This window comes from Chitinophaga parva, assembly GCF_003071345.1.
GTDB lineage: Bacteria > Bacteroidota > Bacteroidia > Chitinophagales > Chitinophagaceae > Chitinophaga > Chitinophaga parva.
Genome location: NZ_QCYK01000002.1, coordinates 102283 through 126363, shown reverse-complemented (window position 1 = coordinate 126363; position 24081 = coordinate 102283). Strand labels below are relative to the sequence as shown.

Annotated in this window: 17 protein-coding genes; 11 read left to right on the top strand and 6 right to left on the bottom strand. The window is 52.5% G+C overall.

Annotated features, from left to right (window positions below; genetic code table 11):
- Positions 1-21: 21 nt before the first annotated feature.
- Positions 22-1284 carry a 3-deoxy-D-manno-octulosonic acid transferase gene (locus DCC81_RS10640; RefSeq protein WP_108686624.1) on the bottom strand — a complete coding sequence of 421 codons (1263 nt, stop codon included), beginning with the start codon at positions 1282-1284 and terminating at the stop codon, positions 22-24.
- A 101-nt stretch (positions 1285-1385) separates the two neighbouring features.
- On the opposite strand from DCC81_RS10640, the gene DCC81_RS10635 reads away from it, so the two are divergent.
- From DCC81_RS10635 to rfbD, 6 genes are all read left to right on the top strand, one after another.
- On the top strand, positions 1386-2513 hold the full coding sequence (locus DCC81_RS10635; protein WP_108686623.1) for a DegT/DnrJ/EryC1/StrS family aminotransferase: 1128 nt from the start codon (positions 1386-1388) through the stop codon (positions 2511-2513).
- Between the two features lie 19 nt (positions 2514-2532).
- The gene (locus DCC81_RS10630) at positions 2533-3849 is read left to right on the top strand and encodes a UDP-glucose dehydrogenase family protein (RefSeq protein WP_108686622.1); all 1317 of its coding nucleotides are present in this window, start codon (positions 2533-2535) and stop codon (positions 3847-3849) included.
- Between the two features lie 75 nt (positions 3850-3924).
- Positions 3925-4869 (top strand): UDP-glucuronic acid decarboxylase family protein, encoded by a 945-nt coding sequence (locus DCC81_RS10625; protein ID WP_108686621.1) that lies wholly within the window; start codon positions 3925-3927, stop codon positions 4867-4869.
- A gap of 2 nt (positions 4870-4871) precedes the next feature.
- A complete protein-coding gene (rfbB, locus tag DCC81_RS10620) occupies positions 4872-5927 on the top strand; it encodes a dTDP-glucose 4,6-dehydratase (RefSeq protein WP_108686620.1) in 1056 nt (351 codons plus the stop codon).
- An 8-nt stretch (positions 5928-5935) separates the two neighbouring features.
- Positions 5936-6496: a dTDP-4-dehydrorhamnose 3,5-epimerase gene (rfbC, locus tag DCC81_RS10615; protein ID WP_108686619.1), complete on the top strand. Its 561-nt coding sequence runs from the start codon at positions 5936-5938 to the stop codon at positions 6494-6496.
- 9 nt (positions 6497-6505) lie between these two features.
- Complete coding sequence (gene rfbD, locus DCC81_RS10610; protein ID WP_108686618.1) at positions 6506-7372, top strand: dTDP-4-dehydrorhamnose reductase; 867 nt, start codon at positions 6506-6508, stop codon at positions 7370-7372.
- Between the two features lie 103 nt (positions 7373-7475).
- On the opposite strand, the gene DCC81_RS10605 is transcribed toward rfbD, so the two are convergent.
- Entirely contained in the window at positions 7476-10808 is a 3333-nt protein-coding gene (locus DCC81_RS10605) for a TonB-dependent receptor (protein ID WP_108686617.1), read from the bottom strand.
- A 559-nt stretch (positions 10809-11367) separates the two neighbouring features.
- Entirely contained in the window at positions 11368-12651 is a 1284-nt protein-coding gene (gene tyrS, locus DCC81_RS10600; RefSeq protein ID WP_108688213.1) for a tyrosine--tRNA ligase, read from the bottom strand.
- A gap of 262 nt (positions 12652-12913) precedes the next feature.
- Between tyrS and DCC81_RS10595 the strand changes: the two genes are divergently transcribed.
- Positions 12914-14686, top strand: a complete 1773-nt coding sequence (locus tag DCC81_RS10595) for an Hsp70 family protein (RefSeq protein WP_108686616.1) — start codon at positions 12914-12916, stop codon at positions 14684-14686.
- A 99-nt stretch (positions 14687-14785) separates the two neighbouring features.
- Here DCC81_RS10595 and DCC81_RS10590 read toward each other — a convergent pair whose 3' ends face one another.
- A complete protein-coding gene (locus DCC81_RS10590; protein WP_108688212.1) occupies positions 14786-16081 on the bottom strand; it encodes an amidohydrolase family protein in 1296 nt (431 codons plus the stop codon).
- A gap of 27 nt (positions 16082-16108) precedes the next feature.
- Positions 16109-19195: an amidohydrolase family protein gene (locus tag DCC81_RS10585; RefSeq protein ID WP_108686615.1), complete on the bottom strand. Its 3087-nt coding sequence runs from the start codon at positions 19193-19195 to the stop codon at positions 16109-16111.
- 321 nt (positions 19196-19516) lie between these two features.
- On the opposite strand from DCC81_RS10585, the gene uxuA reads away from it, so the two are divergent.
- The 3 genes from uxuA to DCC81_RS10570 all read left to right on the top strand — a co-directional run bounded on the left by uxuA (position 19517) and on the right by DCC81_RS10570 (position 22494).
- A complete protein-coding gene (gene uxuA, locus DCC81_RS10580; protein ID WP_240612962.1) occupies positions 19517-20689 on the top strand; it encodes a mannonate dehydratase in 1173 nt (390 codons plus the stop codon).
- Positions 20690-21239: 550 nt separating this feature from the next.
- Positions 21240-21725 carry a MarR family winged helix-turn-helix transcriptional regulator gene (locus DCC81_RS10575; protein WP_108686614.1) on the top strand — a complete coding sequence of 162 codons (486 nt, stop codon included), beginning with the start codon at positions 21240-21242 and terminating at the stop codon, positions 21723-21725.
- Between the two features lie 82 nt (positions 21726-21807).
- Positions 21808-22494: a tetratricopeptide repeat protein gene (locus tag DCC81_RS10570; RefSeq protein ID WP_108686613.1), complete on the top strand. Its 687-nt coding sequence runs from the start codon at positions 21808-21810 to the stop codon at positions 22492-22494.
- A 141-nt stretch (positions 22495-22635) separates the two neighbouring features.
- Here the strand turns inward: DCC81_RS10570 and DCC81_RS10565 are convergent, their stop codons facing one another.
- On the bottom strand, positions 22636-22878 hold the full coding sequence (locus DCC81_RS10565; protein ID WP_108686612.1) for a hypothetical protein: 243 nt from the start codon (positions 22876-22878) through the stop codon (positions 22636-22638).
- A 513-nt stretch (positions 22879-23391) separates the two neighbouring features.
- Between DCC81_RS10565 and DCC81_RS10560 the strand changes: the two genes are divergently transcribed.
- Positions 23392-24063 carry a siderophore-interacting protein gene (locus DCC81_RS10560; protein ID WP_108686611.1) on the top strand — a complete coding sequence of 224 codons (672 nt, stop codon included), beginning with the start codon at positions 23392-23394 and terminating at the stop codon, positions 24061-24063.
- The last annotated feature ends 18 nt before the right edge of the window (positions 24064-24081 follow it).

Genomic DNA, 24081 nt, shown 5'->3' with positions numbered 1-24081 from the left:
AACTTTTTTATACCTGGCGGCTCAATCTGCTTTTAACCATGGTTGCTGCGCAATGTATACCAGCACTTTTTCCGTAGCGCCATGCCCTGCTTCCACAAAGTGTGCAGCCGCTGTGGATGCGGCATTGCGGGCTGCTTTATCCTGCAGCAGGCTATCCATCCGGCTTTTTAATTCCACCACATCCTTTACAATAAATGCGCCGCCGGCAGCTATCAGCGCGGGGGCTTCCGGAAATTTATCGAAGATGGGACCGAACAATACGGGCTTGCCATAAGTGGCCGGTTCCAGGATATTATGAATGCCTTCCTTCCCAAAACCGCCACCTACAAAGGTTACAAGCGCATAGCGGTACAAGGCGGAAAGCATGCCTACATTATCAATTACCAATACATTGCTGCGCAATGCCGCTCCCGCGGCCACCTGCGTGTACCGCTGGGCCTGTGGGAATTGTATCATCACCTGTTCTATATGCGATGCATTTATTTCATGGGGGGCAATGATCAACCCCATATCCGGCGCGGCTTCCGGCCAGTAAGCGGCCCACAGGGCTTCATCTTCCGGCCAGGTACTGCCGGCCACGATGAGGCGCTTTCCCTGCGTAAATTGTGCGATCAGCGGCAGGTCGCGGTGCTCATTACGCAGGGCCCACACGCGGTCAAAACGCGTATCACCGCTGATGCTGGCATTTTTTAAACCCAGCTGTTGTAACAATTGCAGGGACGCTGCGTTCTGTACAAACAGGTGCGTAAACTGCTGCAGCATGCGCCGGAAAGGGCCTCCATACCATTTAAAGAACACCTGCCCGGGCCTGAAAATACCGGAAACCAACAACGCAGGAATTTTTCGTATATGCAATTCCGTTAGGAAGTGATACCAGAATTCATACTTGATAAAAAGTACCAATGCTGGCTGTGCAATGTCCAGGAAACGGCGCGCATTGCGGCGGGTATCCAGGGGCAGGTAGCAGATATAATCGGCACCGGGGTAGTCTTTCCGCACTTCATAGCCGGACGGAGAGAAAAAAGTGAGCAGGATCTTATGACCCGGGTACCGGCTGCGCAGGCCTTCCAGCACCGGGCGGCCCTGTTCAAACTCGCCCAGGGAGGCTGCGTGCACCCAGATAAGGGGCATACCCGGTGCAACGGCGGCCTGCAGGCGTTCCGCCCACTGGCGCCGGCCCTGCTGCCAGCGGCGGGCCTTTTCTTTGCCGGCTGCTGCAGCCAGGCTGATGGCAAGTTGGTAGGCGCGCACGCCCAGATCGTATAAAGGCCTGAATAAGATCACGTTATCGTATGATATTTTTTTTCTTTACGTACAAAGATAAGTAACACCACCAATTTCAATTTTCGTAAATTTGCACACTTTAAATAAAATTCTATTCCGATATGGTTCCTATTCAAATGGTTGATCTGAAGCGCCAGTACCTGAAAATTAAGCCCCAGGTGGACCAGGCTATCCTGGATGTGCTGGACAATACGGCCTTCATCAACGGAAAACCGGTGCAGCAGTTCTCTGAAGCCTTGCAGCAATATCTTGATATAAAGCACGTGATCCCCTGTGCTAACGGAACCGACGCCCTGCAAATAGCCATGATGGCCCTGGACCTGCAGCCCGGTGACGAAGTGATCACACCTTCCTTCACCTTCATTGCCACTGCGGAAGTGATTGCCCTGCTGCGTTTGAAGCCGGTATTTGTGGATGTGGACCCGCAGACCTTCTGCCTGGATCCTGAGGCGGTGAAAAAGGCCATCACCCCCCGCACCAAAGCCATTGTACCGGTGCACCTGTATGGCCACAGCGCAGACATGGAGCCCATCATGGCCATTGCAGCAAAACATAACATTACTGTCATAGAGGACAATGCACAAGCTATTGGCGGAACTTATACCTTTAAGGATGGAACAAAAAAGAAGACCGGTGTGATCGGCCACATTGGCTGCACCAGCTTCTTCCCTTCCAAAAACCTCGGCGGCTATGGCGATGGTGGTGCACTCTTCACCAACGATGACGCACTGGCAGCCAGGATACGCATGGTGGCAAACCATGGCCAGAGTGCCCGTTACTACCACGATGTAGTAGGTGTAAACTCCCGCCTGGACACCTTGCAGGCAGTGATCCTGAACATTAAACTGCCCTTGCTGGACGAGTACATCCAGGCACGCCGCAAAGTAGCAGCGGCCTACAACGAGGCATTTTCTGTGCACCCCGAATTTACGGTGCCTTACGAAGCACCTTACAGTTATCACGTGTACCACCAGTATACCCTCCAGCTCAATGGTATTGACCGGGAAGCACTGGTGGCCCACCTGCAGCAGCACCAGGTGCCTGCCATGATCTACTACCCTGTGCCCGCACACCGCCAGAAAATGTTCTCTGCCTTTGGTGGCACGGAATTCGACCTGCCGGCTACCGATGCGCTTACACATAAGGTAGTTTCTTTGCCCATACATACCGAGATGGACCGGGAGCAGCTGGAGCACATTATCAAATCTGTAAAGTCATTCCTTCAATAACTAATCTTAAACCCCACCCATGAAAATTACAGTCGTAGGAACCGGTTATGTAGGGCTTGTTACTGGTACTTGCTTTGCGGAAACGGGTAATAATGTAACCTGTGTTGACATTGATGCCAACAAAGTGAAGAAACTTTCTTCCGGCCAGATCACCATTTATGAGCCAGGCCTGGAAAAATTATTTGAGCGCAACCAAAAAGAGGGGCGCCTGCATTTTACTACTGATCTTGCGGAAGGCATTAAAGATGCCCGCATCATTTTCCTGGCCCTGCCCACTCCTCCCGGTGAAGACGGCTCCGCAGACCTGTCTTATATCCTGGGCGTGGCAGACCAACTGGGCAAACTGCTCACAGACTACAAGGTGATCGTAGACAAGAGCACCGTTCCCGTAGGCACTGCAGACAAAGTACATGCTGCCATTGCCAAACATGGCGTAACGGATTTTGATGTAGTGAGCAATCCCGAATTCCTGCGGGAAGGGGTGGCAGTAGAGGATTTTATGAAGCCGGACCGCGTGGTGATCGGCACCACTTCTGAACGTGCACAGAAGATCATGAATGAACTGTATGCACCATTTGTGCGCCAGGGCAATCCCATCCTCTTCATGGATGAAAAATCAGCGGAACTGACCAAGTATGCGGCCAACTCTTTCCTGGCCACCAAGATCACCTTCATGAACGAAATAGCCATCCTCTGCGAAAAACTGGGGGCGGATGTGGACATGGTGCGCCGCGGCATTGGCAGCGATGACCGTATTGGCAAGCGCTTCCTCTTCCCCGGCATTGGCTATGGCGGCAGCTGCTTCCCCAAGGATGTGCAGGCACTGGTAAAATCTTCCGAAGAAGTGAACTATAATTTCCGCATCCTCAACGCGGTAACAGACGTGAATGAAAAGCAGAAATTATTCCTGCTACCCAAAATAGAAGCTTACTTTAGCAATAACCTGAAAGGCAAACACTTTGCCCTGTGGGGACTGGCCTTTAAGCCCAACACAGACGACATCCGCGAGGCACCCGCCCTGTACATCATAGACGCACTGGTGGCCGCAGGTGCTACGGTAACCGTGTTTGACCCTGAGGCGATGGAAAATGTGAAGCGCGTGATCGGTGACAAGGTAAAATATGCAGACCACCAATATGAGTGCCTGCAAGGAGCCAATGCGCTGATCATTGCCACAGAATGGAGCGTGTTCCGCACCCCGGACTTTGACGCCATCACGGGCACCCTGCAGCATAAAGTGATCTTTGACGGCCGCAACCTGTTTGACGTGAAACGCATGCAGGAACTGGGCTTCCACTACGAAAGCGTAGGCCGGCAGGCAGCCACATTGCAGTAATTCAACTTAATTTTCCCGGTCGTTGCTGCAGTGCGGTAACAGCCGGTTCATTTCACCGTCTAACCATTTACTTAAATGGAGAAAAAAAGAATACTGATCGCCGGCGCCGCCGGGTTCCTCGGTTCCCACCTGTGCGACCGGTTCATCAAGGAAGGCTACCATGTCATTGGCATGGACAACCTGCTGACGGGTAATCTCAGGAACATTGAACACCTGTTTTCCCTGCCGGACTTTGAATATTATCACCACGATGTCACCAAGTTCGTACATGTGCCGGGCCAGCTGGATTATATCCTGCACTTTGCCTCCCCGGCCAGCCCGATCGATTACCTGAAAATGCCCATCCAGACGCTGAAAGTAGGCGCCCTGGGCACTCATAATCTCCTGGGCCTGGCCAAAGAGAAAAAAGCCCGCATCCTGGTGGCTTCCACCTCTGAAGTATATGGCGACCCGAACGTGCACCCGCAGCCGGAAGAGTACTGGGGCAACGTAAACCCCATTGGCCCGCGCGGTGTGTATGACGAAGCCAAACGCTTCATGGAATCCATCACCATGGCATACCACAACTTCCATGGCGTGGAAACCCGCATTATCCGCATCTTCAACACTTATGGTCCGCGCATGCGACTGGATGACGGCCGTGCACTGCCGGCGTTCATGAGCCAGGCCCTCACCGGACAGGATATTACCGTGTTTGGTGATGGCAGCCAGACCCGTTCCTTCTGCTATGTAAGCGACCTGGTGGACGGCATTTACCGCCTGCTGTTGAGCGATTATCACCTGCCGGTGAACATTGGCAACCCGGCTGAGATCAGCCTCCTGGAATTTGCGGAAGAGATCATTAAGCTCACTGGCACAGACCAGAAGATCACTTTCCACCCGCTGCCAAAGGATGATCCCAAACAACGCAAGCCGGATATTACCAAAGCCAGGACCATCCTGGGCTGGGAGCCGAAGGTGAGCCGCGAGGAAGGCCTGAAGATCACGTATGAATATTTCAAACAAGCACTGAATAAATAATTATGAAGCGCACACTGCTCGTTACCGGGGGCGCCGGCTTTATCGGCTCGCACGTGGTAAGACTTTTTGTAAACAAATACCCGGACTACCGGATCGTGAACCTGGATGCCCTCACTTATGCGGGCAACCTGGAAAACCTGGCGGACATCCAGGACAAACCGAACTATGTTTTTGAAAAAGGCGACATCACCGATGAAGCACGCATAGACGGCCTGTTTGCAAAATACCAGTTTGACGGCGTGATCCACCTGGCGGCAGAAAGCCATGTGGACCGCAGCATCATGGACCCGCTGGCCTTCATTAAAACAAATGTGCTGGGCACCGCCACCCTCCTGAATGTGGCCCGCAAATACTGGAAAGGCCAGGAAGAAGGCAAACGTTTTTACCACGTTTCCACGGACGAAGTATACGGCTCCCTGGGCGAAGAAGGTCTCTTCACCGAAGAAACCGCCTACGATCCGCGCTCTCCCTACTCCGCTTCCAAAGCCAGCTCCGACCATTTTGTGAAAGCATATTACCACACCTATCACCTGCCGGTGGTACTGTCTAACTGCTCTAACAACTATGGTTCTCATCACTTCCCCGAGAAGCTGATCCCGCTGGCTATCCATAATATCAAAAATTCCAAACCGGTACCGGTGTATGGCAAGGGGGAAAACGTGCGCGACTGGCTGTTTGTAGAAGACCATGCCCGCGCCATAGACACTATTTTCCATAATGGCCGCCTGGGCGAAACCTATAACATCGGTGGTTTCAATGAGTGGAAAAATATTGACCTCATCCACCTGCTTTGCAAGATCATGGATGAAAAACTGGGCCGTGCACCTGGTACTTCTGCACAGCTGATCACTTTTGTAAAGGACCGTGCAGGCCATGACCTGCGCTATGCGATTGATGCCACCAAACTCAATCAGGAACTGGGCTGGAGCCCTTCCCTGCAATTTGAAGAAGGACTGGAAAAAACCGTAGCCTGGTACCTTGCTAACGAACAGTGGCTGGAACACGTGACCAGCGGCGCTTACCAGCAGTACTACCAGGAACAATACACACAACGCTAATTACCACTATGCCATTTCACGAAACCGGTATACCCGACCTGCTGATCTACGAGCCCAAAGTGCACGGTGACCATCGCGGTTATTTCTTTGAAAGCTACAATGCCCAAGTCTTCCGCGAGGCAGGTGTAAATATTGATTTTGTACAGGACAACCAGGCCCGCTCTTCCTACGGGGTGCTGCGCGGCCTGCACTACCAGCTGAACCCTCACGCCCAAACGAAATTGATCCGCGTGCTGGAAGGCGTGATCATTGATGCGGTGGTGGACATCCGCAAGGGCTCTCCTGCCTATGGCTGTTCCTTTGCCATAGAGCTTTCTGCCGAAAATAAACGCCAGTTGCTGGTGCCACAGGGCTTTGCCCATGGCTATGCCGTACTGAGCGCCACTGCGGAAGTGATGTACAAGGTGGACAACTTTTACAGTAAGGAAAGTGAAGGCGGCATTATCTTCAATGATCCCGCCCTGCAGATCAACTGGGGCATTGACCTGGAAAAAGCCATTGTATCAGAAAAAGACCTGGTGCTGCCCAAGCTGGCAGACATCCAGCACAATTTTGTGTACCAGGGTTAATACTATTGCATGAAAAATATTCTCGTTACCGGCGCTAACGGCCAGCTGGGCCAGGCTATCAAAAGTGTTGCGGCGCGACACGCCGATTTTAATTTCCTATACACGGACCGTGAAGAACTGGATATCACCAGCGAAGACGCCGTGAATGCCTGGTTTGAAGCAAACCCCGTGGATGCAGTGCTGAACTGTGCTGCTTATACCGCAGTAGACAAGGCCGAAACGGATGAGGAGCTGGCGTTTAAACTGAACTTTGAAGCCGTGCTGTACCTGGCCCACGCCAGTGCAAAGCACAATGCAGCGCTCATACAGTTCTCTACAGATTACGTGTTTGATGGCCGGGGCAACCGCCCTTACACGGAAACAGACGACACCAACCCTACCAGCATCTACGGTGCTACCAAACTCAGAGGAGAGGCAGTAGCCATTGCAGAACACCCGGAAGGCATCGTGATCCGTACTTCCTGGCTGTACTCTGAGTTTGGACAGAATTTTGCCAAACGCATGAAAGAGCTGATGGCAGAAAGGCAGGAACTGAACGTGGTGTTTGACCAGGTGGGGACGCCTACTTATGCGGTAGACCTGGCCGGTGCAGCCCTGGCTTTGCTGCAGCATAAATTCCAAAACCCGGATGTAAGCCTGGCTGGCGTATACCACTACAGTAATGAAGGCGTAACCAGCTGGTACGACTTTGCCATGGTGATCAAACAGATCCTGGGCAGCACCTGCAACGTGCAGCCCATCACCTCCGACAAGTATCCCACACCGGCGCAAAGGCCCGCCTACAGCGTGTTTAACAAGCAAAAGATCAAAGACCTCCTGGGCATACAGATCCCCTACTGGACAGATAGTCTGAAGGTTTGTATGAGTAAGTTATAAAAACATGATCCCGGGCCAGTTGGTCCGGGATCTTTGTTTATAAAGTAAGGGCCACTCCATAACGGAGCGGCCCTTTTCAATTTATCATCAGCATTAAAATCGCTTAGTTGAAAATGTAGCGGATGCCGATCTGGCCCTGCCAACGGGAGATCTGGTCGGGGTTGGTCTTGAAGGAATACGTGTTCGGCGTACCGGCTTTCACGTTAGCCAGCGGGAAGTTGTAAGTAGCTTGCTGACCACCTTTACCATCAGCTACTACGCCTTCAAATTTCATCAGGGAGATGGTACCGCTGTTGAAACCATTGTAGGTGTAGTCATACAGGCCCCAGTTGTGGTTCAGCAGGTTACCTACATTGATGATATCCAGCGTCACCCGCAGGGTGTGGCGGCGGCCATTGGCCTGCTTGAGGTAGAAGTCCTGGGTAATGTTCAGGTCAGCACGTTTGAAGTACGGCAGGATCACAGCGTTGCGTTGTGCAAACTGGCCACGGTGCTTGCTCAGGTATTTGTCCTGTTTGATGAAGTTGTCCAGCTGGTTCCACTGTTCATCTGCAGAAGCGGGGTTGGCGTTTGCATCGGGCACCAGGGTGATGTCACCTTTTGCTTTCGGGATGTACATCAGGTCATTGGTGCCACCGTCGCCGTTAGGATCACCGGAGGTGATGTAAGACACAGCGCCGTTGTTAGCCATTTCCCAAACCAGGCCGGCAGAAGTAGCAAAGTTCTTTGCATATTCTTTACGGTAAGAGAAGGAAGCGATAACGCGGTGGGGCTGGATATAAGAAGCATTACCCAGCACATTGGCGTTGGGATTGCCCACGATGGGGCGGGTGCTCCAGATGGTAGATGCGGTAGAACCACCGTCGTTCACATCTTTTGCCTGGCTGTAAGTATACGCTACGTTTGCGTAGAAACCACCCTGGAAGTTTTTCTGCAACTGGATGGTACCAAAGTAAGCATAACCTTTCTTGGTGTTACGCATGTAGATGGCGTTGTTGATATTCGGGTTGGTGATCGTGTTACCCAGGCCACCGTTCACAGAGGGGAACAGGGTGTTGGAAGTGTAACGGATCTGGCCTTCCGGACCAGACAGCGTGGTGTAAGTATCCGGCAGTGCAATGTTCTGGTGGTAAACCGCCTGCAGGTCCTTGGTATATACGGCTTCTATGGTACCGATAATACCCCAGGGCAGTTTCTGGTCTACCGCAGCGTTAAAGCGGGCCACCTGCGGGTATTTGAAATCGCGGGAAGCAACGTCCACCTCATAAGAGGTGTTAGCAGCGATAGGGCCGGTGGGGCGGTTGTGGTTTACGTCTGCATTAAAGATCAGGCGGTTGTCTGCAGGGGTAGCTGCATACGTAACCGTACCGGAGCTAAACAGGGTACCGGTGTTGGAAGCCTGGTTGGAGATCCACACGTAAGGTACCACGCCGCTGAACAGGCCAGCACCACCACGTACCTGGGTGTTGTGCTTACCATCCACATCCCAGTTGAAACCAACACGCGGAGAGATCAGTACATTGCTTTTCGGCAGTTTGGAAACATCAATACCGGTAAGGCCCTGGTCGAATTTCAGTGCAGCTACCGCGGGGTTTTCATCCAGTGTAGTGGGGAAAATGGCGTAGTCAGCACGGATACCAGCAGTCAGCTTAAAGTTATCGGTAACGCTGTATTTATCCTGGATGTAAACACTCAGGTTAGTAGAAGAGATCTTCGCATAAGGGAAAGCACCTTTCACGGAGTTGCGGTAGGTATATGCCATAGCGGGCATACCCAGCATAAATTCCTGCGGCGAGTTGAAAGTGTACAGACCATTGTAATCCGGTGCAAAACCGTTCAGGTAGCTATTCACCTGGTTGGAAGTACCTACTACAAATTCATTCTTACCGGCATACCAGGTCACGTCATCGGAGAACTGGAAGGTGTTTGTATTCAGCTTATTGCCGGCAGTATACAGTTCATAGCCAAAGCTGGTGAGGGTAGCGGTGGCATTGGTTTTCTTGCCAGACACCGGATCGTAAGTACCGTTGCCAATATCTACCATGGGCACCTCTTTATTACCCAGGGAAGAGCGGAAGTCGCGCAGGGCAGAATAACCAACGGTCAGCTTATTGTGCACGCTGTTAGAGAAGCGGGTGTTCAGCTCACCGATCACGATGTTGAAGTTATTGTTGATGCGATAGCCGGAACCGAAGAACGGCAGGGTAGACAGGCCGGGGGCACGGGAGGTACCGTACCCCACCTTGCTGTTGGTAATGCCGGAGTTAGACGCCGGTTGATCCTTGAACGATTTGAAGTAGAAATATTTCAGGCTGAAAGTGTTCTTCTGGTTCAGGTTCCAATCCAGTTTCACGGTCAGCTTGTCGCTCTGTGTTTTGTAGTTGTAGTTTTCGTAAGCGCCGGGATTATAGCCATAGTTCTTCTGGAGGAACTGGCTCAGGGAGTCCAGTGTGGTAGCCTGTACCTGCGATACGTTGCCGGAGGCGCCGCTGCGGCCCGCTACATAGGTGGTGGGCACGTTGCTGATGCGTTCCTGCTCACCGGATACAAAGAAGAACAGTTTGTTTTTGATGATAGGGCCACCAATGCTGGCACCACGGGTGTTGTAATCGAAGGGCACCTTGTTCACCTTAGTACCACCTGCATTATAGCCGGTAAGGCCGGTGCTGCGGATGTAAGTGTAAACGGAACCTTTGAAATCGTTGGTACCGGATTTCACCACGGAGTTTACACCTGCGCCGGTGAAGAAGCCCTGCCGTACGTCAAACGGTGCCAGGTCCACCTGGATCTGGTCAATAGCGTCCAGGGAGATAGGCTGGGAGCTGGTCTGGCCGCCCAGGGTGCCGGACAGGCCAAACGAGTTGTTGAACAGCGCACCATCCACGGTGATATTGTTATACAGGTTGCTGCGGCCACCAAAGTTCAGCCCATTTGCGGAAGGTGTCAGTTTGGTGAAATCCTGCAGGGAGCGGTTGAGGGTAGGCAGCTGGTCTATCTGCGCGCGGGTCACCGTTTCGCGGGCGCCGGTGCGGCTGGTATTCATTACCTTATCCTGCTTGCCGGTCACCACCAGCTCTTTCAGCGCGGTGGACGCCTCTTCCAGTTTGGTATTCACTTTATAGTCTTCACCGATGGAGGTGGTAATGTTTTGTTGGGAAAAATCCTGGTAACCAATGTAAGTGATCTTAATGCTGTACGGGCCACCTACGCGTACATCGGGGATGTTGAAACGGCCGTCCGCGCGGGAAATGGTGTTGTATTTGGTACCGGTAGGCTCGTGGGTAACAACAACGGTAGCACCCGGAATGGCGCCGCCTTTGGTATCACGGATCACGCCACTGAAGGACGCGGTGGTAACCCCCTGTGCAAAGGCTGCGGGAACGGCAGCAAGAAGGGTCATCATGAATAAGATCCCGTAGATTAGAAATCGCTTCATAAGTAAACTGTGTAGTGACAGATGTTTTGTGAGCTGTATTGTGTGTTAATGAAAAACGGAAACCCGCGCCTGGGGTGCAGAAAAATGTGTTTTGTTGTCCTGATAAATGTGGCCGAAAAAATACTGGACTGATCACCCGCGGAGTGACCAGTGATTTAGATTAGTCGCATTCTGTTCTGTTAATATTGCTTTGCTTTAACTTTTCTTTAACAGCTAAGCGGCGGCAAATATATTCCCGATTTGGTTGAAAAATGTCGTTTCGATCGTTACGAAATCATTAATAAATGCTCACATACAGGGGAAGTAATAAAGTGCGAAAATAATGAGCCGGGTCTAATTGGTGAATGGTCAAAGCAAATTAATAGATATATATTTTATCACAATGTTTATTGGGAAATGACTGGAATTCCTATGAACAGGACGTCTTCCCACGTTTTTATTGAGAATAGCCGTTTAAGAACCTATCCAGTTAGGATTAAAAAGTATACATGTTAAAATATTTAAATAAAAAAGCGGCTGCCTTCGGCAACCGCTCATATGTTTTGTATTTTAAATATTATTACGCTACCACTACGAGGTAATAATTGCGTTTCCCTTTTTGTACAAGTATGTATTTACCATTTAACAAGTGCGCTTCCGTAACGGTGGTCTCAATGGCCTCCACCTTCTGTTTATTGATGCTCACGCCTCCGTTCTGCACCATCTTGCGCGCTTCTCCTTTGCTGGGAAAAATGCCGCTATCCGCCGCAAAACTTACAATGTCTTTACCCAGGTCTGCGCGGGCCACTTTTACCTGCTCCACACCTTCCAGTACCTCCAGCAGCTGCGCTTCGTCCAGGCTATTGAGCAGTTCAGCGGTATTGTTGCCAAACAGCATTTCACTGGCTTTCACTGCAAATTCATAGTCACCTTCTCCATGCACAAACACGGTGACCTGTTTGGCCAGTTCCTTCTGCAACAGGCGCTGGTGGGGCGCTTCCGCGTGTCGGGTGATCATATCGCTGATGGTGGCTTCATCCAGGAAAGTGAAGATCTTGATGAAGCGGGCCGCGTCCTCGTCTGTTACATTCAGCCAGAACTGGTAGAATTTATATGGGGAGGTTTTGTTGCGGTCCAGCCACACATTGCCGCCTTCAGATTTGCCAAACTTGGAGCCGTCTGATTTTGTAAGCAGCTTGCAGGTGAAGGCAAATGCTTCCCCCGCACCAGCTGTGCGGCGGCGGATCAGTTCCGTGCCGGTCACAATATTACCCCACTGGTCGGAGCCGCCCATTTGCAGCTTCACGTTCTTATGGGAAAACAGGTGGTAGAAGTCGTGCCCCTGGATCAGTTGGTAGGTAAATTCGGTAAAGGACATGCCATTGTCGCCCTCCAGGCGTTTCCGCACGGAATCCTTTGCCATCATATAATTCACGGTGATATGCTTACCCACCTCGCGGATAAAATCCAGGAAAGTGAAGTTCCGGAACCAGTCGTAATTGTTCACGATCTCTGCCGCATTGGGCCTGGAAACGTCAAAATCCAGGAAACGTTCCAGCTGGGCGCGGATGCCGGCCAGGTTATGGGCCAGGGTGGCTTCGTCCAGCATTTTGCGCTCTTCCGCTTTGAATGAGGGGTCGCCCACCATACCGGTGGCGCCGCCTACCAGGGCAATGGGCTTGTGCCCCGCCCTCTGCAGGTGCACTAACAGGAGAATAGGCACCAGGCTGCCGATGTGCAGGGAATCTGCCGTGGGGTCAAAACCAATATAACCGCTGGTCATTTCCTTTTGCAACTGCTCCTCGGTACCAGGCATGATGTCTTGCAGCATGCCCCGCCAGCGCAGTTCTTCTATCAGATTCATTTCTTTTTCAAATTTGTGCAAACCTAAGGAATAATGGGCAGGCTTCTATGATAAGCCCCAAAGGAATTTCCCGGTTTCAATTTGTTAATTCTCTGTTGTACATATCAGACTGCAGCCGCTATACCAGTTTTTTATTGTAAATTAATAGACCCAACCCATTTGTGTTGGTGTAAAGTTTGATGATCGTTCCACGGCCCTGCACCATTCTACGCAGCTGAGTTGAAGCAAGGCATTTGTTCCATTTTAGTAAACTTACCTTTTTATGCAACAGTCCCAGTCATCCGGTATTATGGCCATTGATTTTGGCAACGCTTTCTGCCGGGCCGCTATCCTCCAGAAAAACGGGCCTCCCGTGTGTGTTCCTACGGTGATGCCTTCCGTTGTATATATTCCTGAGCGCGGACCTGCCGTAGCCGGTGTAGCCGCACTGGCGGAAGCCGCACAGCATCCAGCCCGTACACTGTCGCACATCAAAAGGCTGCTGGGAGCTGATTTTAAAGCCCTGGGCGCGGAAGCAAACTGGTTCACTTTCCCCTTAAAAGCAGATGCCGCCGGGCATGCCAATTTCCTGGCGGACGATAAATTATATCATCCAGCGGCCATCATTTCCCTGCTGTTCCTCCGGCTGCGGGAAGAAATGGAGGCCGCCACCGGCCAGCCGGTTACACAAGCCGTAATTGCTGTACCGGCCCTCTTTGACGAGGCCGAACGCCGGGCCATCCGCCAGGCAGGGCGCCTGGCCGGACTGGAAGTGGTACGCCTGGTAAACGGGCCCGCTGTGGCAGCCCTCCCCTATGCCCGCAGCCTCCCTGCAGGCACCCGCAAGCAGGTGGCCGTGTACGACCTGGGCGCGGGCAGTTTTGAAATGGTAGTACTGCGCCTGGAACATGGCCAGGTAAAAGTACTGGGCAGCACCGGCAACCTCCACCTGGGTGGCTTCAACATCGATGAGCAGATCGTGCAGCACTGGGCCAAACAGAATGGGCTGGACAAACAGGCCATCTGGAGCAACAAAGCGGTACTGCAAGGCCTGCTCCAAAAAGCTGCCGCCGCCAAAGAATACCTTTCCACGAACGATATTTACAGCGGCCAGTTTGAGAACCTGCCGTTGCAGCTTTCCGCGGATGAATTGAACAACATGGTGCAGCCCATCATTGCCCAAACCCTCTCCCACTGCGCAGATGCGCTGCAGGACGCGGGCCTGCAACCCGCCGGCCTGGATGAGGTGTGGCTGATAGGTGGCACCTCCCAATTGCCCCTGGTTAAGGCCCAGGTGAGCAGTTATTTTAACCACCTGGTGAAGGATGAACTGCACCCGGACAATGCCACCATCCTGGGCGCCGCCCTGCTGGGCAGCCTCCTGGAAAGTGATACTGCCCACGAAGCGGTGCAGGATGTAACACCCCTTTCCCTCGGTGTGGAGACCATGGGTGGTGTGATGGACGTGCTGATAGCCCGCAATGCCCGCCTGCCGGTAACCGTAGGCCATCAGTACACCACGCAGAAAGACGGGCAACGCAGCATGAAAATAGCGGTGTACCAGGGCGAGCGTGACCTGGTGCGCGACAACCGCAGCCTGGGTTGCTTTACCCTGCACGGCATTCCCTGCATGCCTGCCGGCATGCCGGAAGTGATCGTATCTTTCCACCTGGACCAGGATGGACTGCTCACGGTAAAAGCAACAGAGCAGAACACCGGCGTGGAACAGGAAGTAGAGATCCATCCCGGCTATGGCCTTACCGCCGCGGAAGTAGCAGATATGGTGGAAAACTCCCGCCTGCACGCCCGCGAAGATGATGTAGCCCGCATGCTGGTGGTAGCCCAATCAGAAGCCCAGCAACTGATAGACGCTGTGCGCGATTTTATAGACAAACACCAGGACCAGCTTACCGCATCAGAGCAAGATGCCTTGCAATCCGCATCAGACGCGCTGGAACGGGTATCTCACACGGATAATACCAGCGAGATCAATACACATATTCATGCGTTGTCAAAAGTGTTCAAGCCTTTTTCAAGGCAGGTGTTACTGGGGTGAACTTAATTGTGCACGAAGGATAATAAATGAGTAATATAAAATGAAAAGGGCCGCATCGTTGTTGATGCGGCCCTTTTCCATGGGAGCTTTCGCTACCGGCTACTTCAAACCATATTTGTACTTGTACCGCTCATAGAGTTGTTTCTGTTTGTTATCCAGGTTCAATTCGCGGCCCTGGATGTAGGCGTGGGTGATGTTGTTGGTGCGCATGTCCAGGATGTCGCCGGCACTTACTACCATGTTAGCGTCCTTGCCCACTTCCAGGGAGCCGGTGATTTTATCCACGCCCAGGATCTTAGCGGCATTCAGGGTAATAGCACTGAGCGCTTCTTCTTTGGAAAGGCCGTAAGCCGCGGCGGTACCGGCGTTAAACGCCAGGTTGCGTTGCTGCCAGAAGCCTTCGTTGCCTATGCAGAACAACACGCCTGCTTTTTGCAGCATGGCCGGTGTTTTATAAGGCTGGTCCACGTCATCATCCTGTGAAACCGGCAGGCTATGTGGCTGGTTCAGGATCACGGGGATGTTCTTTTGTTTCAGCAGGTCAGCGATCTGCCAGGCATCTGTACCACCTACGATCACCACGTCAAATCCAAATTCGTCTGCAAACTCAGTAGCCACCAGCATTTCCTTTACCAGCTCACAGTGGATGAAGAGTTTTTCTTCTTTGGAAAACAGGCGGCGTACCGCTTCAAATTTCAGGTTGGTCTCTTCGTGCTTTTCTTCCGCCAGGTAAGCCTTGGCTTCCCGGAAGAATTTTTTCAGGCTCTCAATACGCTCCAGGGAAGATTTGATAGCGTCATCGCCAATGCCGGCCCCACGGCCAAACGGGTTGCTGCGCACCACGAGGCGGGGCAGGTACACATGCAGGCCATTGTCTGTTCTTACGGCCGCATCTTCCCAGTTCCATGCATCCAGCTGCACTACGGAAGAAGAGCCGGACAGGATGCCACCTTCCGGCACAATGTTCGCCAGCAGGACGCCATTCACGCGCAGCGTGTTGATCACTTTTGAATCCGTATTGTAAGAAACGATGGAACGCACACTGGGATTGATCTCCCCTACTTCATTATCATCCACCGTGGCACGCACAGCTTCTACCTCCACGAGGCCCAGGTTTGTATTGGGAGCAATGATGCCCGGGTACACGTGCTGGCCCTGCAGGTCAAACACTTTTATGTCTGCCGGAACAGGCGTACTTGCGCCACCCACCACGGTGATCTTGCCCTGGGAAAACCCAATGGTGCCATGTTCTATCACGTTCCCATTGCCCACGTGGATGGTGGCGTTTTTCAAAAATATTACGGATTGCTGGGCCGGGGCGGGATATACCGTTTCCTGCGCGTAGAGCGTGTTGCCGGCCAGCAGTATGCTTATTGCTATGAGAATTTTTTTCATGTTATGTTTCAGCATTCAATGAGGAAATTATTTGCCGGCCTGCGCTACGGCGTCGTCACCCAGGATGTCGCCCTGGTGGCCACCCTGCAGGTCTTCACAGTGATTGAAATCATCACGTGTGGGCACTGCTTTCTGGGTACTGCCGCCTTTCTTTTTCTCAGCCAGCATCTTTTGCACCAGGCGGTTCCTTTCTGCAGCCACCCGCTGGTGCAGCTGGGTATCCACATCGCGGTCAAAGTACACGATACCGTCTACAATGGTCTTTTCTGCCTTGGCGTAAATGCTCAACGGATCATCGCTCCAGAGCACCACGTCTGCGTCTTTGCCCACTTTGATGCTGCCCACGCGGTCTGCCACATGCAGCAATTTAGCCGGGTTGAGGGTTACCATTTTCCAGGCGTCGGCTTCTGTGTTGCCACCGTACTTCACGGTCTTGGCAGCTTCCTGGTTCAGGCGGCGGGCCATTTCCGCATCGTCTGAGTTGATGGCTACCGTAATGCCTTCCTGCTGCATCAACATGGCGTTGTAAGGAATAGCATCCTGCACTTCCATTTTATATGCCCACCAGTCTGCAAAAGTGCCTGCACCGGCGCCATGGGCCTTCATCTTGTCGGCCACCTTGTAGCCTTCCAGGATGTGGGTGAAGGTATTTACCGTAAAACCAAAATGATCCGCTGTATGCATCAGCATATTGATCTCGCTCTGCACATAAGAGTGGCAGGTAATAAAGCGCTTGTGGTGCAGGATTTCTACCAGCGCATCCAGTTCCAGGTCGCGGCGCTTGCCGGGGCCCTGCTTTTCGTAATCTTCCGCACGGGTAAAGGCATCCCACAGCACCTGTTCCACGCCCATACGGGTTTGCGGGAAACGCTCGCGCTGGCGCTCACCCCAGTTGGACTGCTTCACATTCTCACCCAGTGCAAACTTGATAAAGCCATCCCAGTTGGCAAACTTCATCTCCTCTGCATTGGCGCCCCAGCGCAGCTTCACGAGTTGCGACTGGCCTCCGATGGTATTGGCAGAACCGTGCAGCAGGTGGGATGCAGTAACGCCCCCGCTCAGCTGCCGGTAAATATTGATGTCTTCGGGATTGATCACATCTGCAATGCGCACTTCAGAAGTCACAGACTGGGTACCTTCATTTACACCGTGTGCAATGGCAATATGGGAGTGCTCGTCAATAATACCGGCGGTCAGGTATTTACCGGTACCGTCTATCACGCGGGCATTGCCGGCAGGCAGGCCTTTGCCCACCTGGGCTATCTTACCACTACGCAGCAGCACATCCGTATGTTCCAGCACGCCTTCGCTTTCGTTGGTCCACACCGTGGCATTGCGGATCAGGATATCCTCCTGTTTAGGCTGGGTCTCAAAACCATCGCCCACAAAAGGATAGTACAGTTTACCGAGGTCAGAGGCGGGATGTTTCTTTTTAGTGGTATCGGCCGGTGGCGTATAGGCGTTAGCGTAAGTAGCCGTCCAGCGCAGGGGATTGCCGCTGGTATCTACGCCTGTACCACTCCAGCCATTGGCCCCCGCCACGCCGGAAAGGCGCAGGGTGCGGGTGGCGTTTTTACCCGGCGGGAAGGCCAGCTTCACAAACGGCTCGTCCATGCTGAAGGTGCCATTGAGGCTGTCTTTCTGCAGCAATACCAATGAAGGTGCGCTGGCGCTGCCTTTGAGCAGTACGGTGTATTTGCTTACACCCTGCGCGTTGCTTACATTTACGATGTAAGTACCGCGGATATCTTTCCAGCCTTCGTCTTTCAGCACATAGCGGTTGCCCTGCACCCAGTTCTGGAACAACACGGTGTTCTCATTGAAAATGGGACCGGATGTAATGAGGAAATTAGCCAGCTTACCAGCATCCAGGGTGCCTACCTTATCATTGATCTTCAGCACAGCGGCTGGGGTGCGGGTAAGGGCATCCAGGGCTTTTTCCGGGGTAAGGCCATACTCCATGGCCTTACGCACATTAGCCAGGAAAGATTTTACGTCTTTCAGGTCGGCTGCGGTAAGGCAGAAAGGAATATTGGCTTTTTCAAAAGCGCCTGGCTCCGTGGGCGCCAGTTCCCAGTGCTTCATGTCACTGAGGGCCAGGAAGCGGGCGTCATTAGGATCTTCCACGTCATATGCCGCGGGGAAGTTTACCGGGATGATGAAAGTGCCTTTGGTGGCGGCCATTTCAGGCATGCGCTGGTATTCATTGCCGGAGGCCTTGAAGATATATTGTACACCAAATTCATCACCTACTTTGTCTGCCCGCAGCACGTTCCATTTATCTTCTGCTTCAAAGATCTGGGGCAGGTTCTGGTTGTCGTTCCAGGCCTGCAGGGTGAGGTTTTCGCCTTCTTTGGCAGGTTGGGTCCTGTACCACTGCGCATCCAGGTAAGTCTGGCGCAGCAGGGCAATGCAGCCCATGAGCGACCCCGGATAGTCCTGGGTGGAGCTGCCTTTCAGGAAAGAATAATGCGCGGAGGCACGGGGCTTCAGCATTACTTTATTTTCCCGTTCGGAAGCCAGGGTTACCACGGTGCCGGTGCCGCGTGCAATGCCGTCTTCCACGTGGGTGAGCACCGTGCCAAAACCCGCTTCCCGCAGGGTGCCGGCCTTGCCATTGTCTACCGCAAATACCTCGCTGGCATTCACTTCTGAGCGGATGGCCTGGTTCCAGTTGTACGCACCTTTGGTAGCGGAGATAAATTGTGGACCTGCGCCAAAGGAGCGCCCTGCACGGGGTGCGGCGCTGGTACCATAATCACTATAAATGTCGATGAAAGAAGGATAGATGTATTTTCCTTTACAATCCACTACCACCGCGTCTTTGGGCACAGGTGCACCCGGAGCGGCGGCCACGATCTTTCCATCACGGATCACCAGGGTGGCATCTGCGAGGGTGGTCTGTGGGTCCTTTACCAGGGTAGCATGGGTAAAGGCATAGCAATTGGTCCGCGGGTCAGCAACACCGTTGACGGGGAAAGTTTGCTGGGCCAGGAGGGCAGCCGGGAAAAGTAACCCGCACAAGGCCCCGATGGCGCCAGGCCGCAGCAATACAGGCTTCCGGCGGCGCGGCTGTGGGCCGGCCGGAGCAAAAAATGAAAACCCCTTCTTCATGAAGTGCAAATTTTTAAAGTAAAAGCGGTATTAGATTGAAGTTGATCGCCTAAAATTAGGGGTTTGCAGCGCGGTCCGCTAAAATTTCCTTGTTTTTTTTATGAATGGTTAAAAAGCGGGGGCGCAGTGTTTAGGCCACCTGTTTTTTACGAAAACGTTTTCACTACCGGCCAGCCCTTTTCCCCTGGGAGCTAATGGTTTTGCGGAGTGGATAACGGCGTTACTAACCAGTAGTCCGAATTATTTCTGCGCCGGGGTATCGTAAAATTTCTATTTTTGGCGTCTTAAAAAAATACGACTACTGATATGAATATGCTCCGTATGGAACAAACATGGCGCTGGTTTGGCCCTTCAGACCCCGTAAGCCTGGCCGATATACGGCAGGCCGGCGCCACGGGCATTGTAACCGCCTTGCACCACATTCCAAACGGCGCCGTGTGGCCGGTGGCTGAAATTGAAAAACGCAAACAGGAAATTGAAAACGCCGGCCTCACCTGGTCTGTAGTAGAAAGCCTGCCCGTGCATGAAGCCATTAAAACACAAAGTGGCCGCTTCCGCGAATACATTGCCAACTACCAGCAAAGCCTGCGCAACCTGGCTGCCTGCGGCGTCAAAACCGTTACCTATAACTTTATGCCGGTGCTGGACTGGACCCGCACGGACCTGGGCCATGCCCTGCCCGACGGGAGCAGGGTACTGCGCTTTGACAAGACCGCCTTCTCCGCTTTTGATCTTTTTATCCTGAGCCGGGAAAACGCGCATAACGATTATGCACCGGAAGAAATAGACCGTGCCAAGGAATATTTTGACAGCATGACGCCCGCAGAAAAAACACAGGTACAGCAAAACATCATGGCCGGCCTGCCCGGCGCAGAGGAAAGCTGGACCGTGGAACAACTGCGCGCGCAGCTGGCCACCTATAAAGATATTGACGCCACCCAGCTGAAACTGCACCTGTACTACTTCCTGCAGCAGGTAGCCCCCGTGGCGGACGAGGTGGGCGTGCGCCTGGCCATCCACCCGGACGATCCCCCCTTCCCCATCCTGGGCCTGCCCCGCATTGTGAGCACGGAACAGGATGTGCGGGAGCTGCTCACCGGCGCTCCCTATGCCTCCAATGGCCTCTGTTTCTGCACCGGCTCCTTTGGGGTAAACCCGGACAATGACCTGCCCGGCATGATAGCACGCCTGGGGCACCGTATTTACTTCCTGCACCTGCGCAGCACCAAGCGCGATGAGTGGGGCAATTTCTACGAAGCGCCCCACCTGGAAGGCGATGTGGATATGGCCTCCGTGGTACGCAACATCCTGGCCCTCATGATGAAGCGCAATGAAAGCATCCCCATGCGCCCGGACCATGGTGCGCAGATGCTGGACGACCTGGGAAAGAAAGTAAATCCCGGCTATAGCGCCATAGGCCGTTTAAAGGGCCTGGCAGAACTGAGAGGCCTGGAACTGGGCCTGAAGGAAGGGGTGAAATGGGAGGTGAAATAAACAAGCAACAGATCTTAAATAGAAAACGGAGGCCGTACAATACGGTCTCCGTTTTTATTTATACCATGCTCATCAATATAAGTACCCGCAAAAAAATATCCCCGATGCGAAAGCACCGGGGATCAAAACACACTACGAAAACAAATAAATCCTATCACTTAAACTTCTTGCTCCCAATCCTGGCAATTATGTGTTCCACCAGGTGCGGCTTTCGAATTTCAATCAGGGCAAATCTCTTTCACGGGGCTATCATTCATCACCGTCTGCGTTCATTTTGTTGATTCATTCATTCTTACCTATTGATCAACAGACTTTTACATCATCTCTAGCCATCAACTTCACTATCTTAACGGCAGCTTTGCAGCGCCTGGTTTGATGTGTTTTTCTTAATACAAAGGTAAACCAAGTTTACCAAAAAAAGTCACATTAGTTGACCTTTTTGCCTAAATTTAACTTTCAACAAAGAAAATGGTCTCAGTATAATAGAAACCTTACTTTTGAGCCCGTTTCCTTTCAAAAAAAGTAAAAAGGACATTTATTAATCTGCAAGATGAGCGCGCAATCAAATGACACTACTTTAGACCAGCAACTGGCCGACGTATGCCTGCTCCGCCCTAAAAGCCTTGCAAGGCTTACCAACCTGCTGAAAAAGGATATAGACCTGCGCCTGGGCGAGGCCCTGGAGCAGCGTGGCTATACCGATTTTAAACTGGGCGATATGGCCCTGGTGGCCAATATTGATGTACATGGCACTATCAACAATGAGCTGGCCCGCAAGGCCCGCATCACCAAACAGGCCATGAGCAAAGTGGTAAAAAGCCTGGAAACTGCCGGCTACATTTACACCAGCAAAGACGCTTCCGATGCCCGCGCCAGCATCGTGTACCTCACGGACAAAGGCAAACACCTCCTCCTAGATACTAATGCCTGCCTGGCGGAAATACGCCGCCACTACACCAGCCTGATGGGCGAAAAAGACATGGAGAAACTGGTAGCCCTGCTTTGCAAACTAAACAGTGCCCTGCATACTTTCTAAACAAACCATACCTTTGTAGCGCCACCTGTCCTTGGCGGCATTTTTGCAGCATTTTTCCCTGGAACCTATAACAGCCCATTGTATGCTACAAAAAGCAGACTACTTAGAAATAGACCGGTACCTGAATGGCCTGATGACAACTGACGAACTGATCGCTTTTGAGATCAGGGTAAAAGAGAGCGAAGCCTTGCGCGCAGCGCTGGCAAGGCAACAGGCCAAACAACTGGCACACCGTAGTGCTTTCGAAAAACGGACGATGCACCGCCCTAAAGAGCCCGACCGCCGCAATGACCGCCTCATGCCCCGTTTGATGCTCACCATTGCCGTCGGGGCCTGTGTTGTGGCCATGCTCCTGTTTATCAGCCCCTGGAAAAAAAATATTTACCTGCAGTTCTCTTCCAAGGAAATGCCCCTGCCGGATAGCGCTACTCCCCTGCAACAGCAAGCCGCCCACGCCTTTAACCGCCGCCATTTTGAAGCCGCCATCACCCTGCTGGACCAGCAACTGGCGCAGCAACCCACCGATACCCTCAGCATGCTGCACAAAGGCATCAGCCTGATGGAAGTGGGCAAGGTTACAGACGCACGCGCCGTATTGGAAAAGATAGCCAACGGCCAGTCCGACCAGCGGTATGAAGCAGCATTTTACGTGGCCCTCACCTATGAGCAGCAGCACGACCGGCCCAATGCCATGGTGTGGCTGGCAAAGATCCCCGAAGGCAGTTCCAGCTATGAAAAGGCCCAACAGATGATGCGGGAAATACGGTAAGGGTTAAGCATAAATGGTTACCCGTGAGTGAACGGGGTATGGGTTAATAAATAAGTGATCGTTAACGATTAACTATTAAAGGTTAACCACTAACGATCACAAAGGAAGTGCCTGCAGCCGCAGGGAACTTATAAGCAACGATTAATTCAGGTAGATCTGGTTTGCACCGTACCGGATGATGTTTTCTGCTTCCGGTTGTATGAGGGCATAGGCAGATGCCTTTTCCTTCTTAATCTTCAAAAGCTGCTGCAATACGAGAAAATATATTTCACCGCCACTGCAACCATTCAATTGTGCTTTAACGATCTCTTTTTTCACTTCGCGCCATTCACTGGCTTCTAATTTCTGGTAGATCACATACAGATCTTCAATCCAACGTTTCATAGGTCTAAATTTAACTTCAACCGCACTGGGTTCTATTGCAATATAAGCAATATATTATTCAATTCATAATATGTAACAATAGTTTAACAATAGCCCGCCGGGGGGAAAACGCACCGGCCAGGAGCCTTTACCATGGCTTATTCCGGATACATAACACATTCGTATTAGGTCGCATCTTCATGCACACATGGGAGGGTTTAGCCCAACCGGCAAGGGCTACACGCGGGCATCCAGCCCCGTCCCGGGAAAAAATTTTTTCTCTGCCTAAAATATCCGCGTTCCCCGTTCGTCTTCTTCCATAAGCCGGTATTCCAATTAAACCTTTTTCCGCGATCCGGGAACATCTTCCCACGATCCGCGATCATTTAAAAAAAAGCGGGATGCGCTTGCTTGCATCACGTAAGGGAAAACCGGCCGGAATACCGCTATTATAAACCATTTCCGACTGCACCCAGACCCTTGTCGCACGCGCGGCCGAACTGCTTATTTTACTCTCTAAACGCTTTGTTGAACATGCCCAATATTAAAGAAAGAGCTACCGCATTTTTGATGAACCGCATGGCCCAGCATGCATTGGTTACACAGGTTGAAAACCTCACCCCGGTGCTTACCCGTATCACTTTCACTACGGAAAACCACCTGGCGTGGCGCAGTGGTCAGCACCTCAAAGTGGAAGTAGCGCCTTACACGTTCCGCGACTACACCCTGGCTAGTTGGGACACCCTGGCGCAATCTGCCACCCTGCTGGTGCACACCGGCCACCAGGGCGCCGGTGCCGACTGGGCCAGCCAATTGCTGCCCGGTGACACCTTCCGCTTTGCAGGCCCTGCCGGCGGTCAGCACCAGCCCAGCACCGCGCCACACCTGGTATGCCTGGGCGACACCACCGCCCTGGGGCACTTCCACTCCCTCTTCCTGCATTGCGACCTGGAACAATACTTTACCGTAGCAATAGACGTTTCCAGGCAGGAAGCGCGGGAACTCACGGACACCCTGGAAATGCCCGTACTACCGGCGCCCGCTGCGGATAACTTACGGTCATGGCTAAACGAAAACAAGCTTTCCATCATGAACACCACCTTCTACCTGGCCGGCGAAACCACCATGGTACTGGACTACCGCAATAAACTCAGGAGCATGGGCGTGCAAGGCGCCAATGTAAAAGCTGTGGGTTTCTGGGATTGAACGCTACGAGATACATCC